The sequence below is a fragment of the Bacillus sp. AP50 genome (assembly GCF_040492675.1).
GTDB lineage: Bacteria > Bacillota > Bacilli > Bacillales > Bacillaceae_G > Bacillus_A > Bacillus_A cereus.
Window position 1 is genome coordinate 1 of record NZ_JBEUTW010000040.1, and the last position, 18024, is coordinate 18024.

Consider the following 18024-nt stretch of genomic DNA (forward strand, 5'->3'; position numbering starts at 1 on the left):
GAGCAATAACAATTACTAACATAATAAATAAAGACAACCAAAACATCCTACCTTTTAAAATCCTTCCTAAAAAGTAACTCATCTATAGCTCCTCCATAAACCATTAAATTTAAATCTTTTTTAATATGAACAATTGATCCGCAACACCATAACATTTCTTTTCTTTATTTAACCAAATGTAACGAAAAGAAACATTTGCTCTCTCTCCTTCAAATTTAGGAAACTCAACTTCATACTGATAAACATCATTTGTGCCTTTTCTTTTTACACTCTTAACTTCTTGTTTCCACTGAATTACTTCTCCATCAGTTTGTTCAATCCGTCCCAAGAGATACGTTGGTTTTTTCTTATTCGTAACACCCGTCAAAAAAACATAATAATTTTCTGGTATAACTCCTAATTTCAATTTTTTATTTGAAAGCTTATCCTCTATTAAACTATCATTTTTTTCTATTTGTCCTTGAAAGAAATCATCACCATTTTCACTTTCCAAAAACACTTGTTCAAAAATAGTATTTTTGTTAATTCCTTTTAATTCAATACTTTTCAAATTATCTTTTTCCGTTAAAGTATCTTCAATATGTACAATAGGTTCATCTACTTTCTTTTGACAAGAAACTAAGAAACTAATACTCAATATAAAAAAACAAACTAAAATATATTTTGAAATAAACCTCATTACAGCTCCTCCTATTTTAAAAATGAAATAGCAGGAAAAGTCGTATAATCCGGATTTGAAACTATACGACTTTTTCTAGCACTATAAAATAAATAATTTCAATTTATAATTTCTAAATCAATATTCAATGTAAGGTCCACTAGGTCTTACACTATCAGGACTCCAAGCAGTAGGATAAGCATTATTTTCTCTAGAATAACCACCAAATCTCACAGGCACATTTTTCCCATGGTTTTCATATGCATAATTTTGAAAAAGATATGTTCTACCTGGTATCACTGTTCCTTCATGCTTACCTGAAACATTTACCCATTTTCTATCTTCTGCATTTTTATTTTTATCTGCTTCTGTCCAAACATTGAAAGAACCTCCGCCCTTCTCACTGCTCTTCACACGCATATACATAGAGGTAGGCGTCTCTTTAGGACGTGCATTAGTATAATCATATGGACTCCAAAGTCTAAAGGTAAAATTCACATGGTCATCCCTTGTACTAGCCTTAGCCGGTTCGGTTAAAGCGAAAGTACTAGCTAAAATACCTAACGATAAAACAGATCCAAACATAAAACGACTTTTTTTCTTAATGCCCACTAAAAGCACCTCCGATAATTTGTAGCATTATATTGATTGTATTTTTCCACTGAAGGAACAAAATCAATATAATACAATATTATGGTAACAACACCTCAACACACCTTCAATGGATTTCAGAATATTTAATATTACTTTTACACTTGCGAACATTTCGTTAAATTTTTAAAAACAATACTATATCCCTAGCAAATAATTACTTGTAAAGGTAGCTACATTCCTATGCTTGTTCCAAATAATAAAGAGTAACTCACCTCTCTAAGTTTCGAATTTTCTCCTGCTGTTTTGAGGAAATACCGCCTAAAAATCACTTCTTAATGAAATCGGCTACTTATAAAACTTTTTTAACCTTGCTGCGAAAAATACAAAAAAAGCGCAGCCATTTCGGCTGCGCTTTCGAATTATTATTTAGTTTCGATTAAACCGTATTTCCCATCTTTACGGCCATATACAACATTAGTTTCGTTTGTATCAGCATTTGTGAAGACGAAGAAATTATGTCCTAGCATATCCATTTGTAGGATTGCCTCTTCAACGTCCATCGGTTTTAAATCGAATCGTTTTGTACGTACAAGTTCTAATTCATCTTCTTCTACCTCATCCAAAACAGCTACTGCTTCTGGAAGGATAAAGTTCGTTTTCATAGAACCTTTCTCACGTAACTTACGATTTACTTTTGTTTTATGTTTACGAATTTGTCGCTCAATTTTATCAACTACTAAATCGATAGCAGCGTACATATCGCTATTAGTTTCTTCTGCACGAAGTAATAAATCAGTAAATGGTATTGTTACCTCGACACGTTGCTTGTCAGAGTATACTTTTAAATTAACTTTAATCTCTGGGAATGTATCAAAATAACGCTCTAACTTACTTAGTTTTTTCTCTACATATTCCTTTAATGCTGGAGTTACTTCAATATTTTCACCACGAATGTTGAATTTCATAGATGAATTCCTCCTTTCAAGCCTATGTATTATAATTTCGACATTGGCTTAAAAACTCCTTCTAACTTTTTTAAAAAAATTAGTGGAATTGCAATTTTTTTATCGTTTTTTGTTGAAATGAAAAGATGCATCGTTTCTATCTTTATTTTATCCTATTAACATCGTGAATAACGAATGTTTCTGTGGACAATTCGTTACAGAAAAGAAACAACTTTTTGACAACTTACCCTATAACAAAAACCCCTTGCGAAAAACAAGAGGTTCTACTACATATATATAACGTTGCCACAAACGCAGCTTTCTCTTCCAAAAACAATATACCCTACAGTTTCACAACATTAGCTGCTTGTGGTCCACGTGCTCCATCTACAATGTCAAACTCTACTTGTTGCCCTTCTTCTAATGACTTATATCCATCTTGTTGAATAGCAGAAAAATGGACAAATACATCGTCACCATCTTCACGCTCAATAAACCCAAATCCCTTTTCTGCATTGAACCATTTCACTCTTCCTTGCATGTTCATTCCATTCCCTTCACTCTAAAAATCAGGGCATTCGCCCCATATTTTGACTATAACGAATGACAACATATGAAGTCAAAGAAGACTTATCGCCTTTTTATTATCCCTTTCGACACTGCCATATTAACTTCTACAAAGTGTCAAACTAGATACTTCTCTTGCCCCTCTTTCATATAACAAACTTCCGATTTGCCTAACTGTAATCCCTGTCGTATACACGTCATCAACGAGTAAAATATGTTGCTCAGAAAACATCTCTTCTCCCTGAAAATAAAAAGGATTGCTTCCTGACACCCTTTCTTTACGTGTCTTCTTACTTTGCTTTTCTGTTTCCCTTCTTCTTAATGATGGATAAGAAATTTTGACAGGCAAACAAGTTGCTAATAACTCAGCTTGATTAAAACCACGTTCAATTTCCCTTTCCTTACTAAGCGGAACAGCGATAACGGTTGAAACATTGGCAAAATACTTTTGAAATAAACTTCGAAAAGGACGATAAAAAATGTGCACTAACTCCGCATCCCCCCGAAACTTAAACTGTGCTACTATTTCTTTCATCTCATCATCATACATATATAACGAACGGTTTTTAAAAGAACGATACTTCTCCTCTTTCGTCCACCTTATACAATCTATACAAATACCGTCTTCTTGAAATGCGGCAGGAACAAATTCTAAAGGTCGCCCGCACTCCATGCAAATTTCTCCTATAATATAGGAAAGTTTCTGCTCACATCTATCACATATATATTTTCTATGACACTTTACAAAAAAAGTGTACCAACTAATCTTTTCTACAAAACACTCATCACAAAGTAAACAATGCATTAATCGATCAATCCTTGTTCTTTCGCATTTTTATTCATACCTTGAATATGTTTTTTCGCGCGCACCATCGCCTCTGTCTTGCCATAGTGAAAATAAATGACCTCTCCATACGGTGCTTCAAAGCTCCGCCCTGCTCGGCCCGCAATTTGTACGAGCGCACTTTCTGAAAATATTTCTTCTTCCGCCCCCAAAACTGCGACTTGCAAATTTTTCACCGTTACGCCTCGCTCTAAAATTGTCGTTGTAACTAATAATGGGATTTCTCCCTTTTTGAAAGCCGCTACTTTTTCTTTTCTCCCTGGATCTTCTGCATGTACACCTTCAATTCGATTGTTTAATGGTTTTAACAACAAGCTTATTTCTTCTATATATCGCACATGGGGGACGAATAAAAAAATAGGGAATTTTTTATTTAAGTATGTTTGTAACCACTGTAGTAAAACTCGAGGAATTCTTTTATGAATGAGGTTTTTTTTCCAATTCCCGCACCAACAAAATAAAGGAACTGGCAAAGGATGACGATGATATCGTCCAGAAACAATAACACCTTTTTGTTTACCTTGTTTAAGTTTTCGCTTCCACGTTTCATCTGGAGTCGCAGTTAAATAAATACGCGCCGCTTTTTCTTTCATCGCTTGTTTTACCGCGTACTGTAACATTTGATCTGCACAATATGGAAACGCATCTATCTCATCTACAACCATGACATGAAACGCCCTATAATAACGTAATAATTGATGCGTAGTCGCAACGACTAGTACTGCATCTTTTTCTTTATCCACACTCCCTCCATATAAAGCCGCTACCTTTATATATGGAAATACTTCTTGCAATCTCGGCGCTAATTCCAGAACAACATCCGTTCTCGGCGTTGCGATACAAACTCTTTCTCCTTTTTGAAGCGCTTCGTTAATTCCGTAAAACAACATCTCTGTTTTCCCAGCCCCGCATACAGCCCAAATAAAAAATGATTCTTTTTGCTTAATAGCCTCTATAACTCCTTGCGCCGCCAAATTCTGGCCAGTAGACAACGTCCCGTTCCACTGTAACAAATTTGAATTCTTTTCTCTCTTTCTTTCAGCAATCCCGCGAACAAGTACAGCACATTCACTTACTCTCCCCATCGTTATACACTTCCGGCAATATGCGCACACTTTACTGCACCTTTTACATAAAAACGACGCAAATAGCCGCCGATCTACATTTCCGCAGCGTTGGCACATATATTTAGAATTCTTCTTTTTTACACCTTGTACACATACGATCTCTCCCTTCTTTTTCAAATCGTTTAATTCCCTCTGTAAATCTGAAGAAAGTTCTTCTAATAGCAACTGTTTCCCCGCTAGCATCAACAATCACCTCCAGCACTACTATAAACCTTTCTCATCATCTCGTAAAAACTCAAAAAAGCCGATAACCTACTTATAAAATAGTAAGCTATCGACTTTATACACGTTTTTTATTCTTTTATAAATCCTAGAATCGACCGTATCCTAAGAAATGTTTTTGGTTATACGAACTGTTAATATCACCGTACGCAATTCCTTTATCACTAGCATGGATCATTTGGCCATTACCAACGTAAATACCGATGTGAGATGGACCTGCTTTATAAGTACCTTGGAAGAATACTAAGTCTCCTGGTTGTGGGCTATCTACTTTAGAAACTGAGTTCCAGTAACCCCTAACGTCTTGACGACCTACACCAAAGATGTAAGAAATGAATCCACTACAGTCAAAACCACCGTTTGATGGAGATGCACTTCCCCAAACATATGGCTTACCTAAATATTGCTTAGCTTTACCAATTACGCCAGTATCCGGTGGAGTTGGTGCTGGGTTTTGCTCTGGTGTTTTCTTTTCTGCTTTAGGTGCCTCTTTTTTAGGCTCTTCCTTTTTAGGTTCTTCTTTTTTAGGCTCTTCTTTTTGAGCTTGTCCACCATTGTTTGCTGGTGCAGCTTGCTCTGCAGATGCTTGTGCTGGCTGAGCTTGCGCAGCTTTAGCAGCTTGCTCTGCTTGTTTTTGAGCAGCAGCTTCTTGTGCAGCTTTTGCTTGTGCTTCTTCTTCGGCAATGCGTTGTAATTGTAATGCTTGTTTCTCAAGCTCTTTCAATTGACCTTCCGTACTTGTCATTGAAGTTACAACTGTATCCATTTTACCGCTTAAATCGTTTACCGCTGTTGCTTTTTTCTCTTTTTCAGCGTCAAGTTCTTTCTTAGCAGTTTCAATTTGAGCTTGTGCTTCTTTTAATTCTTTTTGTTTTTCTTTTACCGTTGCAACATCTTTTTTCACACTAGCTTGGTCTTCTTGTTGTGTTTTCATGATATCTTCATCAGACTCAAGAATTTTAGAAACAGAAGTTAAACGATCAACTAAATCTGCAACGTTTTTAGAGTTTACAAGAACTTCTGTTACAACGTTCGTATTTGGTTGTTCTTGAAGTGCAACTAAACGCTTTCTTAATAGCTCTTCACGTTTTGCAATCTTTGTTTGTAATTCTGCAATATCTTTATTTTTCTTTTCAATTAATTGCTCAGTATCAGCAACTTTTTTCATTGTTTCATCAAGCTTTGCAGCATTCTCTTGAACAGATTTATCTAAACCTTGAATTGTTTTGTTTAAGTCATTCATTTGCTTTTGTAATTCATCACGTTCTTGTTGTTGTTTATGTAAAGTGTCATTTTGTGTGTTAATTTGTGATTTCACGTCAGAAATTTTATCTTCTGCAAATACATTTGGTGTTAGCCCAGAAAACATTAATCCTGCAACTAATGCACAAGATGCCATTTTTAGCTTTTTCATTTTATTTTTTACACCGCTTTCTTTTTTCTTTTTCCGTATATAACCTATAAAATTTATACCATAATTCGGGATTTTTTTTGCTAATGTTACGTTTTTGTAAAACAAATGTAATATTATATGTAGCTCTAGCGCAAAATGCGTATATTTTTGTATGTATGTGTAGAAATTTATATACTTTTCTCACTTCTATAAACAAAGAAAAAACGTAAGGAATCCCTTACGTTTTATTAAATATACGAATACAAATGAAATACTACTTCATCCATTTCTCAGCCCAATTTTGGACCTCATCCATAACACTTTCTAACGCTTTTCCCTTGTCAGTTAAGCCATACTCGATTCGAACTGGTACTTCTGGATAGACATTACGAACTACAATGCCCTCGCTTTCCAATTCCTTCAAACGCTCTGACAACATACGATCGCTCATATTTGGGATAATATCTGCGATTTCTCTAAAACGTTTCGACTCTTCAAGCAAAGATTTAATAATTAAGCCAGTCCACTTCTTACTAAGCAGAGTAAAAGCTGACTCAAACTTTGGACATAAACAAGAATTATGCTCCATATGTTTCACCTCTCCTCCATTATAATATAGTTTCTTGTAAAAAGTAAGTTATAAAACTTTCCTCATTATTTTATTTTACGTACATTTTACCATTTCCAAATATTAACTTGTCAACTAAACGTAACATACCCGTAAAAAAACCCTCTTAAAAAGAGAGCTTTTTATATCTTTATTACTTCGTATACCATCCAAGACCTAATGCACCTTCACCTAAGTGCGTACCAATTACAGCTCCAAAATAACCTGTACGAATTGTGACGTGAGGATATTTTGCTTCTAATTCTTTCTTCCATTCATGCGCTTCCTCTTCACGTTGCGCATGAATGATAACTGCTTCCATAGGTACACCTTTACTTGCTTGCTCATCAAAAATTTCAATGATACGTTTTAATGCTTTTTTACGTGTACGAATCTTTTCAAACGGAATAATGATTTTATCTCTAAAATATAAAACTGGCTTCACTTGTAACAGACTGCCGATGAAAGCTTGCGCGCTATTTAATCGACCACCACGTTGTAAATGATGTAAATCATCAACTACAAAATAGGCGTCCATCGTTTTCTTCATTTCATCAAAACGAGCGATAATCTCTTTTGGATTCTTTCCTTCACTTGCTAACTTTGCACCTTCACGCACATAAAATCCTTGTACTTCACAACTAATTTCAGAGTCATACGTGTATACATCAATACCTTCTACCATCTGTCCAGCTGTTGTTGATGTTTGATATGTACCACTAATTCCACTTGATAGGTGAATACTAATAACTGCATCATAATCTTTAGCTAGTTCTTCATATAGCTCAACAAACTTTCCGATTGCTGGTTGAGAAGTTTTTGGAAGTTCCTCTTGTTCACGTACTTTCACATAAAAATCATCTGCTGAAATTTCAGCTTCTTCTTGATAAGATTCTGTTCCAAACACAACGTTTAATGGAATCATATATATATTGAGTTCATCACGAATTTGCTTCGGTATATATGCCGTACTATCAGTAACAATAGCTATTTTCATTTTCGTACCTGCCTTATAAAAAGTTTTATTTCCTAATTTTACACGAAAACTACAAATGGTGCATCCATACATGAAAATGCCGGTTGAAATTATACCTACCATCTCGACAAATTACAACAAAAAGATAAAATACTCACCAAAAACTTCAGCATATTTAGAAAAAATGTTTGAATATAAAAAGGCTCGCTTTTAAAATGGAAAGTACTAGTCATTTTGATAGATAGGGGCGTACACAAGTGCTATTACAATATTTTACAATCAAAGACTACGGCGAACACGAAATCGTCATTCAAAAATCAAGATTTATTTGTTATATTAGCCGAGCAACAACTGAGGAAGAGGCTCAAGAATTTATACAAAAAATAAAAAAACAACATTGGAATGCAACACATAATTGTTCCGCTTATTTAATTGGCGAACAAGATCATATTCAAAAGGCAAATGATGACGGTGAGCCTAGCGGTACAGCTGGCGTACCAATGTTAGAGGTACTAAAAAAACGCGGACTAAAAGATACCGTCGTCGTCGTAACACGCTATTTTGGTGGCATTAAACTTGGCGCAGGTGGATTAATTCGTGCATATGGAAAGTGTACAAGCGAAGGCATTAATCATGTCGGTGTTGTCCAGCGAAAACTAATGCGTGTGATGCAAACCGAGATTGATTACACATTACTTGGCAAAGTGGAAAATGAATTACGCAATTCAAAATATGCCATTAAAGATATTCATTATCTAGAAAATGTCACATTTGATACGTATGTAGAAGAAGACGGCAAACAAGCATTTACAGATTGGATGATTGAATTAACAAACGGGAAATGTACAATTACAGAAGGAGATATGTTGTACTTAGAACAAGATGTTATCTAAGAATAACCCATTTATCACCTTCAAAGATTAATGTAGTGAATTACTTCCCTACAAATGAACTAACGAACTAAGGAGATTATATATGGAAGAACGTTATTATCATCTCCAAAATAGCAGAATAAAAAAGAAGCGAAGAAGGAAACTTTTCTTCTTCCTTATTTTCGCATTTTTATTTGGCAGTATAGGAGTTTATGTGTTAAATTCTTACTCTTCTCTTATGGGGATGTATAGTGGTTTTACTCGTGAAAAATCGGATTTAAGAAACGAAGATGTAGAAATTACAAAGGAACCTTTTACAATTCTCATTATGGGTATAGAAGATTATGCGACAGATGGTCAAAATGGTCGTACAGACTCATTAATGTTTGCAACAGTCAATCCGAAAACTAAAAAGATTTCGCTTATGAGCATTCCTCGTGATAGCCGCGTTCCGATTGTCGGAAAGGGAAAAGAAGACAAAATTAATGCCGCCCATGCTTACGGTGGAGAGGAAATGGCAATCAAAACTGTAGAAGGTTTTCTAAAAGTTCCTGTAGACCATTATATTAAAATTGATTTCCAAGGCTTTAAAGGTATCGTTGATGCTGTTGGCGGTGTTACCGTTGACGTACCCTTCGATTTCTGGGAGCGCTCTGACGTGGATTACTACAAAAAAATTCAATTTAAGCAAGGACAGCAAAACTTAAACGGTGAAGAAGCACTTGCTTATGTCCGTATGCGAAAGCAAGATCCAAATGGCGATTATGGTCGAGCTGCTAGACAAAGACAATTACTGGCCGCTGTTGCCCAAAAGCTAAACTCCACCTCTACTGTATTTAAAATTAAAGATTTAACAGCTGTCGTTGGAAAATATATAAAAACCGACATTCCTATTTCAGACGGACTTGCTCTTTACAATAAACTTTCTGGATTTGATCCTTCTACAATGCAAACGTTAAAGCTTGAAGGCGAAGACAAAAAGATAGGCGGTATTTATTACTTCCTTCCAGATCCAATCAGTGTAGAAACGGTGCGTAACGAAATTGAAAAAGAATTAGGAGAAAAAGCAAAAAAACCAACTACAAAAAACAACTCAAGTCCTGATTCAAATTCTAATTCTAACGAACAAACAAAAAAAGCAACAAACCAAAATAAAACACCAACTGATCCGCCACCTTCTACAAATGCTCATGCAGAGTGGATTATGCGCAATCAGCCGTAACAAAAAGGCCCAATCTATGCGATTGGGCCTTTTTTATTTACTTATTAAAGTGCTGTAAAATTGCTTCTACAATACGCTCTGATGCACGACCATCACCGTAAGGGTTAGATGCTTTCGCCATCTTATCATGAGCTTCTTTATCTGATAACAGCTCATCAGCAAGACCAAAGATTGTCTCTTCGTCTGTTCCTGCTAATTTCAGCGTACCTGCTTCAATACCTTCAGGGCGCTCTGTTGTATCACGAAGAACAAGAACTGGTACACCAAGTGATGGAGCTTCTTCTTGTACACCACCAGAATCCGTTAACATTAAGTATGAACGAGCTGCAACATTGTGGAAATCAATTACATCTAGCGGCTCAATTAAATGAATACGGTTATGTTCACCTAAAATTTCATTTGCTATTTCACGAACAACAGGGTTCATATGAACAGGGTACACAACTTGTACATCTTCATGTTTGTCAACAAGACGCTTAATTGCACGGAACATATTACGCATCGGTTCACCTAAGTTTTCACGGCGGTGAGCTGTCATAAGTACAAGACGATCATTTCCAAGTTTCTCTAGTACAGGATGACTATATGTTTCTTTTACAGTCGTTTGTAGCGCGTCAATCGCTGTATTTCCTGTAATGAAAATACGTGACTCATCTTTATTTTCCTTCTGTAAGTTCGTTGCTGATTTTGCTGTCGGTGAGAAATGGAGATCCGCCATTACACCTGTTAATTGACGATTCATCTCTTCTGGGTATGGAGAATACTTATCCCATGTACGAAGGCCCGCTTCAACATGCCCTACTGGAATTTGATTATAAAAAGCAGCTAAACTTGCAATAAATGTTGTTGTTGTATCACCATGTACAAGTACAATATCCGGCTTCGCTTCTTTCATTACTTTATCCAAACCTTCTAAACCACGCGTTGTAACATCAATTAAAGTTTGGCGGTCTTTCATAATATTTAAATCGAAATCTGGCGTAATTCCAAAGATACTTAATACTTGATCTAACATTTGGCGATGTTGTGCTGTTACAGTCACAATCGATTCAATTTTTTCTGGGTGTTTTTGCAACTCTAATACAAGAGGTGCCATTTTAATTGCTTCTGGACGTGTCCCGAAAATTGTCATTACTTTTAAACGTTCAGTCATGTGATTGCCTCTTTTCTTTCACTAATTACAGCTTCTATTATGACATATAAAAATATGCATGAGTACATCCCTTTTTAACGCATAACAGAAACTTTTCTATTACAAATACTTTTTCTTCCCACCGAGTAATAATCTATCTTTTGTTTCTTAACATCTTCATCAGTATAACAATTTCTCCCATCAAATAAAATAGGCTCCCTCATAAGTTGTACGTACTTTTCTAACGGATAAGTTTGAATATCTCCCCATTCTGTTACGATAAAAACCGCACTCGCATCTCTAATCGATTCATCTATACATCTACTATATTGTATAGCATCTCCAAATATATTCTTTACATATTGAATTGCTTTTGGGTCATAAAGAACAATATTTGCACCTATATTAATTAATGCTTCTATTATAATAAGAGATGATGCCTCTCTAATATCATCCGTATTCGGTTTAAAGGATGCGCCAAGAACTGCAATTCGCTTTTTATTCATGTTCATAACTTTTTTCGCTTTTTCAATCAATAGCAGCTGTTGCTTATTATTTACTTCAATAACTGCTTTTAACAAACGAAAATCATGAGCAACATTTCCCGCAATTTGCACCAGCGCTTTCGTATCTTTCGGAAAACACGATCCTCCATAGCCAATGCCCGCATTTAAAAAAGATGCACCGATTCTCTTATCCATTCCCATCCCTTTGGCAACATCCAATACATTCGCGCCTACCTTCTCACATATATTTGAAATTTCATTAATGAAACTAATCTTTGTAGCTAAAAAGGCGTTCGACGCGTATTTAATCATCTCCGCACTTTTAATATCTGTAACATACGTTTCTAAGCATAATTGACTATACAAACTCTCTACTCTTCTTGCTACTTCCTTAATATCCGCTCCAATTACAATACGATCTCCATGAAAGAAATCATAAATACCTGAACCCTCACGCAAAAACTCTGGATTCGATACGATATGTACTGTATGCCTCCCTTTTAACTTCTCCTCAATCCATCCCTTCATTACATCATTTGTGCCTACTGGAACTGTACTTTTCGTAACAACAATAATATCGTTCGTCGCATATAATCCAATATCGTTACAAGCACTCTGAATATACGTTAAATCTGCCGTCCCATCTAATAAAGGTGGTGTTCCAACTGCAATAAATATAAACTCTACATCATCAAATGCCTCTTCTTTATTTGATGTAAAAGTTAAAGCATTATTCTCATATGCATAATTTATTAATTCATGTAATCTTGCCTCATAAATAGGTAAATCCCCTTGTTTTATCCGTTCAATTTTTTCATCATCTATATCAAAACATGTAACTGAATGCCCTAATTTTGCCAATCCTACTCCTGTAATCAATCCAACATATCCAGTACCTACTATCGTAATTTTCATTTCCTTTTCGCACAGGAATTTACAATAGAAAAGATATGAAATATAGAACTCTTCCTGTGCTTCCCCCTCTCATATTAAAAATGAGAAAACCCTTTTCCTTCTTCATTATATGAATTACTTCCCTTATTTTTTTTAAAGTTTTTGTAAAATTAAATGCACTATAAAGTAAAACTTAATCAGTGAGAATCCGGCTGCCAGTTCACGCTTGATAAATTCCCACATTTTAACACGAAACTTACTCATTTCTACGTGTAACACTTATAATACTGAAATAAAAGTATTCACTATTGAAGAAAAAGAGGAAATGTTACATTCCAAAGCCCAGTACGATTAACCTTCTTATATGATTCAACATTCTATATACAATTGTCATATATTCTATCCGCTTCCATTAACCGTAAAAAGAAAAAAAGATTGAATTCTAATCTTTTTGTGATACCATATGTTATGAGCCTGTAAATAAACATCATAATTTTCAGATAAATATATTTTCAAAAAAAAATTACGTTAGACTATAAAGGGTGGGGTATTAATGGACTCACAAGTGATTTATGCCATTTTGGCATCATTCATCACTGTACTCGTCGTTACTCCTTTAGTTATTAAATTAGCTTTTAAAATAGGAGCGACAGATAAGCCAAACGCACGTAAAGTGCACCAAAAGATTATGCCACGTCTTGGCGGGTTGGCAATATTTATTGGTGTAGCTGTAGGATTTGTTGTCGGCGGCTTATATGAACAAAGAATGTTATCGATAACGCTAGGTGCGATTATCATTGTAATCATCGGAATTTTAGATGATATGTACGAGTTATCTGCGAGAGTAAAATTCGGTGGGCAACTGTTAGTTGCCATTATGATTGTAAAAAGTGGATTATTAGTGCAAGTATTATATATCCCATTCCTTGGGGATACTGAACTTGGATGGCTTGCTTATCCAATTACAGTATTTTGGCTTGTAGGTATTACGAATGCAATCAACTTAATTGACGGCTTAGATGGATTATCTGCTGGGATTTCATCTATCGTACTTGCAACGCTAGCATATATGGCCTTCACTAGCCCATGGGGTACTGGAACAGCTATTATCTTGCCACTTGCATTAATTATATTAGCAAGTACAATTGGATTTTTATTCTACAACTTCCATCCAGCAAAAATTTTCATGGGAGATACAGGAGCCCTATTTTTAGGATACTGTATTTCTGTTATATCGTTACTTGGATTATACAAAAGTGTAACGTTATTCAGTTTTATCGTTCCAATTATCATTTTAGGTGTACCTATATTTGATACGATATTTGCAATCATCCGTCGTATCGTAAATAAAAAACCTATTTCAGCACCAGATAAATCACATTTACATCACCGCTTACTTGCAATGGGATTCTCTCATCGCAAAACGGTACTAATTATATACGCATTCGGTATTTTCTTTAGTGTAAATGCCATTATTTTCACTAGTGCAACGTTATGGTTATCCATTATTCTTCTTTTCGCTTTGATTTTCTTCACAGAAATCATCGCTGAAATAATCGGGCTTGTACATGAACGCTACAAACCAATCATTTCCTTTTATAAAAAAGTGAAAAAACGCGAAGACTAATTGTAGTATAGCCTTTTCAATTATGAAATATTCAAATAGCATCCTCTTTCTTATAAGAGGATGCTATTTTTTATTCTCATTTTATATTTCCAAAATATAGATTGTTTGAGAGTTCCTCTATTGGAGAAAGATATACATAATAAGAAAAGTATCAAGTTTTCTTTTTTACATCTTGATTGTCAAACTGAGGGTGAATGTTATGATCAAGCGAGTATTTCAATGTATTATTTTATTTTTAACGATTACTATGTACGTATCATCTAATACTGAAGCAACAACTGTTCTTCCTGCTGAATATCATCCAAATACTGAAACAACTTCTCCTACACAAAAAATTGCGTACTTAACATTTGATGACGGGCCAAACAAATATACTACACAAATTTTAAACATCTTAAAAGAAAAGAACGGAAAAGCAACTTTCTTTGTTATTGGCGGAAAAGTGCCACATTACACAAAAACGATGCAACGATTAATTAAAGAAGGACATTATATCGGGCTCCACAGCATGTCACATGATGTAAAACGCCTTTACACTGGTGACCCTTCCACTTTAATTGCAGAAATGGAGCAAACACAAAGCATTGTCCAGCAAGTTACGAAATTAAATACACATCTCGTTCGCGTTCCATATGGTAGTATGCCTTACTTAAAAAAGAATTACCGTGACGCACTTGTATCGGCCCAGTATAAAATGTGGGATTGGACGATCGATACATACGACTGGAAAAGCTATGACAATCCTTCTGCCATACTCGAAAGAGTACGTAATCAAAGTGATGAACAAGTCGAAGTCATTTTAATGCATGATTCGAGTGTAACCGTACAAATACTGCCAAAAGTAATTGATTACTTACAGTCACAAGGATACAAACTTCTTCCCTATAATCCTTCTTCTCATCTCAAAGTGAATTTTTGGAAAGACACAAGATTGTAACAGCTTTAGCGCCTATGTGCTAAAGCTGTTTTATTTTTCTCTTCCCACCCTTCCCATTTTTGTGTAAAATTTTAAATAGTGATGAAGTTTCGAGGTGAATAGAAATGAAACGAATAGATCTCATTTTTAACGCAATACAAAAAGGCAATTATACAGAAGGTGTAACCGCATCAGAACTCGCTACATTTTTGCAACTAGATCGCGCCAATGTAAGTAGCGATTTAAACAAACTTGTAAAAGATAAACGTTTATTAAAAACAAATACGCGACCTGTTCGTTTTTACATAGAAACGAACACTTCGTTGGAAACGCATTCAAAAGACATAACTTCATTAGATACATTTGCAATTGAAAATACGAGCCTTAAAATTGCAATTGAAAAAGCGAAAGCTTCTATTCTCTATCCTCCAAACGGTATGCATACTTTACTACTGGGAGAAACAGGGGTCGGAAAGTCTATGTTTGCTTCTTTAATGCACGAATATGCAATTGAAGTTGAACAGCTTCCAAAAGATGCACCATTTATCGTATTTAACTGTGCTGATTATGCAAATAATCCACAGTTACTACTCGGGCAATTATTTGGGATTAAAAAAGGAGCTTATACAGGAGCAAGTGATCAAAAAGGGTTAATTGAAAAAGCACATGAAGGAATTCTTTTCTTAGATGAAGTACATCGCCTGCCTCCAGAGGGACAAGAAATGCTTTTCACCTTTATTGACCGCGGAGTATACCGCCGCCTTGGAGAAACAGAGAACGAACGTAAAGCACAAGTATTAATCATTACTGCAACAACAGAAGAACCAAATTCATTTTTATTAAAAACATTTACAAGACGTATACCAATGACTGTTACGCTGCCACCACTTCGTGAGCGTACACATAAAGAGCGCTTTGCTTTACTACAGCTATTTTTCACAAATGAAGCAATTCGTCTGCGAAAAGACATTCACGTTAGCCCAAATGCAATGCGTGCTTTCGTCTTTTACAATTGTCCCAATAACATTGGTCAATTAAAAACAGATGTTCAAATTGCCTGTGCGAAAGCCTATTCTGATTTGGTCACAAAGAAACGTGATTCTGTCTATGTTTCAAGTTCAGATTTACCTTGGTATATGAAAGAAGGGTTGTTCATTGAAAGGAAGAGCCGTCACTTATACCAAATACCAAATGAAACATTTGTATTTACAGGTGAGGAAGGTTGGAGTAATCATAAAACAGAAGATGAAAAACGCTCTTCTATTTACGATTATATTGATTATAAATACGAAGAACTTCAAGCACGTGGTATTGAAGAGGAAGAATTAGAATTACTAATAGAAAATGATGTTCAAAGCTTTTTCTTACAATATTTTAACCAAATATCAAAAAAAACAAGCCATGAAAATGTTTTTAAAATTGTGGATCGTAATATCGTTTCCGTATGTGAAAAAATAGCGGAACTTGCTGAAAAGCATTTATCTAAGACGTTTGATGAAAAAGTATTTCTCGCTTTAAGCTTACATGTACAGACAACTCTACAACGTTTACAAAGCGGAAAACAAATACATCACCCACAATTAAATCAAATTCGTACGAAATATAAAGAAGCTTTTTCCGTAGCTATGCAATGCATTCAACTACTGGAGGAAGAATTACAAATAACAATGCCTATTGATGAAGCTGGCTTTTTAACAATGTTCTTCGTTGTTGATCCAATTCCTGCCTCACAAACAGAAGTAAAAGTATTAATATTAGCACACGGTAATGGCATCGCAACTGAAATGGCAAACGTCGCAAACGAACTTCTCGGCATTGAGGAAGTAACCGGTATTGATATGCCGTTACACGAATCACCGAAAGATTTCTTGGAACGTGTGAAAGTGTATATGAAAACACTACAAAATGTAAATGGGCTTCTCTTACTTGTCGATATGGGGTCACTTGCTTATATCGGTGACATATTAGAAACGGAGTTCAAAATCCCTGTACGTGTTCTCTCGATGACGAGCACACCACACGCACTAGAAGCAGCTCGAAAAGCTCAGCTCGGTTATTCATTAGATGCGCTGTATGAAACAGTAAAAAATTTAACACCATTTTACTTAAACGTACAAGAAGAAAAGAAAAAACCTCTCTCTCCAATGAAATCTGTTATTTTAACAGCTTGCTTAACTGGTGAAGGAAGTGCTTTAGCTATTCAAAAAATGTTAGAGAACTATTTACGATTTGATAAAGACTTAATTGAAATTATTCCAATTAGTATCGTCCATGAAAAAGATTTAACGAAAATGATTGAGAACATAAAAAAAGAGCGTAACATCATTTGTATCGTCACGAATTTCGATGTGCAAGTACCATGCTTAACATATCATTTCCAAGACATCGTAAACTACACAGCGATTCAGCCAATTCAAGAATTAATTACGTATGAAGAAACATATGCAAAAATGGCGGATATTCTTGAACAACAAATGCAGCGTAACGATGGAGCATTACTTATCAAAACAATTCGTTACGCATTAAATACAATTCAGGAATTAATTTCCTTACAGCTAACTCCTGATAGCTTAATGGGTGTTATTCTGCATATGAGCTGTATGGTTGACCGTCTTCAAAAAGGAGAAAGCCTTCTTCCTCACCCTGATAAAGAGAAAAGAAGACAAGATGAGTACTGGATGTATATGAAAGTAAAAAAAGCGTTGCAACCAATTGAAAACACATTTGAAATACAAATACCTGATGACGAAGTATTTTATGTTATGGACTTCTTTATTAAAAATCAGCCTGTTAAAAATTAATTGAGGCCGTTTTTAAAAATATCGACCGTAACGTGAGTTATATCAGCGATTTTCAAAATATATCGGCGTAACTCAGATTATATCAGCGATTTTCAAAATATATCGATTTACCGACAATAATT

At 35.1% G+C, this 18024-nt stretch carries 16 protein-coding genes; 5 read left to right on the forward strand and 11 right to left on the reverse strand.

From position 1 onward, the window contains the following. Positions 1-109: 109 nt before the first annotated feature. From ABWK52_RS05030 to ABWK52_RS05070, 9 genes are all read right to left on the reverse strand, one after another. Positions 110-679: a hypothetical protein gene (locus ABWK52_RS05030; RefSeq protein WP_001211058.1), complete on the reverse strand. Its 570-nt coding sequence runs from the start codon at positions 677-679 to the stop codon at positions 110-112. A 117-nt stretch (positions 680-796) separates the two neighbouring features. Then, positions 797-1270 (reverse strand): hypothetical protein, encoded by a 474-nt coding sequence (locus tag ABWK52_RS05035; RefSeq protein ID WP_000511548.1) that lies wholly within the window; start codon positions 1268-1270, stop codon positions 797-799. A gap of 404 nt (positions 1271-1674) precedes the next feature. Then, entirely contained in the window at positions 1675-2217 is a 543-nt protein-coding gene (hpf, locus tag ABWK52_RS05040) for a ribosome hibernation-promoting factor, HPF/YfiA family (protein WP_000671186.1), read from the reverse strand. Positions 2218-2539: 322 nt separating this feature from the next. Beyond that, complete coding sequence (gene cspC / locus ABWK52_RS05045) at positions 2540-2737, reverse strand: cold shock protein CspC (protein WP_001990088.1); 198 nt, start codon at positions 2735-2737, stop codon at positions 2540-2542. 126 nt (positions 2738-2863) lie between these two features. Beyond that, complete coding sequence (locus ABWK52_RS05050; RefSeq protein ID WP_016100030.1) at positions 2864-3568, reverse strand: ComF family protein; 705 nt, start codon at positions 3566-3568, stop codon at positions 2864-2866. Beyond that, complete coding sequence (gene comFA, locus ABWK52_RS05055; protein WP_070184465.1) at positions 3568-4917, reverse strand: ATP-dependent helicase ComFA; 1350 nt, start codon at positions 4915-4917, stop codon at positions 3568-3570. Before comFA ends, ABWK52_RS05050 begins: the two co-directional genes overlap by 1 nt. Positions 4918-5044: 127 nt before the next feature. Continuing rightward, on the reverse strand, positions 5045-6475 hold the full coding sequence (locus ABWK52_RS05060) for a C40 family peptidase (protein ID WP_000499471.1): 1431 nt from the start codon (positions 6473-6475) through the stop codon (positions 5045-5047). Between the two features lie 148 nt (positions 6476-6623). Further along, a complete protein-coding gene (locus ABWK52_RS05065) occupies positions 6624-6938 on the reverse strand; it encodes a winged helix-turn-helix transcriptional regulator (protein WP_000400857.1) in 315 nt (104 codons plus the stop codon). A gap of 172 nt (positions 6939-7110) precedes the next feature. Further along, a complete protein-coding gene (locus ABWK52_RS05070; RefSeq protein WP_002103834.1) occupies positions 7111-7953 on the reverse strand; it encodes a DegV family protein in 843 nt (280 codons plus the stop codon). A gap of 236 nt (positions 7954-8189) precedes the next feature. On the opposite strand from ABWK52_RS05070, the gene ABWK52_RS05075 reads away from it, so the two are divergent. Continuing rightward, positions 8190-8825, forward strand: a complete 636-nt coding sequence (locus ABWK52_RS05075) for a YigZ family protein (protein ID WP_000926665.1) — start codon at positions 8190-8192, stop codon at positions 8823-8825. A gap of 82 nt (positions 8826-8907) precedes the next feature. Then, positions 8908-10026 carry an LCP family protein gene (locus ABWK52_RS05080; RefSeq protein WP_000392785.1) on the forward strand — a complete coding sequence of 373 codons (1119 nt, stop codon included), beginning with the start codon at positions 8908-8910 and terminating at the stop codon, positions 10024-10026. A 37-nt stretch (positions 10027-10063) separates the two neighbouring features. Here the strand turns inward: ABWK52_RS05080 and wecB are convergent, their stop codons facing one another. Beyond that, a complete protein-coding gene (wecB, locus tag ABWK52_RS05085; RefSeq protein WP_000140145.1) occupies positions 10064-11179 on the reverse strand; it encodes a non-hydrolyzing UDP-N-acetylglucosamine 2-epimerase in 1116 nt (371 codons plus the stop codon). Between the two features lie 74 nt (positions 11180-11253). After that, positions 11254-12579 (reverse strand): UDP-glucose dehydrogenase family protein, encoded by a 1326-nt coding sequence (locus ABWK52_RS05090; protein ID WP_076774596.1) that lies wholly within the window; start codon positions 12577-12579, stop codon positions 11254-11256. A gap of 532 nt (positions 12580-13111) precedes the next feature. On the opposite strand from ABWK52_RS05090, the gene ABWK52_RS05095 reads away from it, so the two are divergent. From ABWK52_RS05095 to ABWK52_RS05105, 3 genes are all read left to right on the forward strand, one after another. Next, a complete protein-coding gene (locus ABWK52_RS05095; RefSeq protein WP_000378319.1) occupies positions 13112-14185 on the forward strand; it encodes a glycosyltransferase family 4 protein in 1074 nt (357 codons plus the stop codon). 199 nt (positions 14186-14384) lie between these two features. Next, positions 14385-15122, forward strand: coding sequence for a polysaccharide deacetylase family protein (locus ABWK52_RS05100; protein ID WP_070184467.1), 738 nt, complete (start codon positions 14385-14387; stop codon positions 15120-15122). Between the two features lie 104 nt (positions 15123-15226). After that, positions 15227-17902, forward strand: a complete 2676-nt coding sequence (locus ABWK52_RS05105; RefSeq protein WP_070184468.1) for a PRD domain-containing protein — start codon at positions 15227-15229, stop codon at positions 17900-17902. Positions 17903-18024 lie beyond the last annotated feature (122 nt).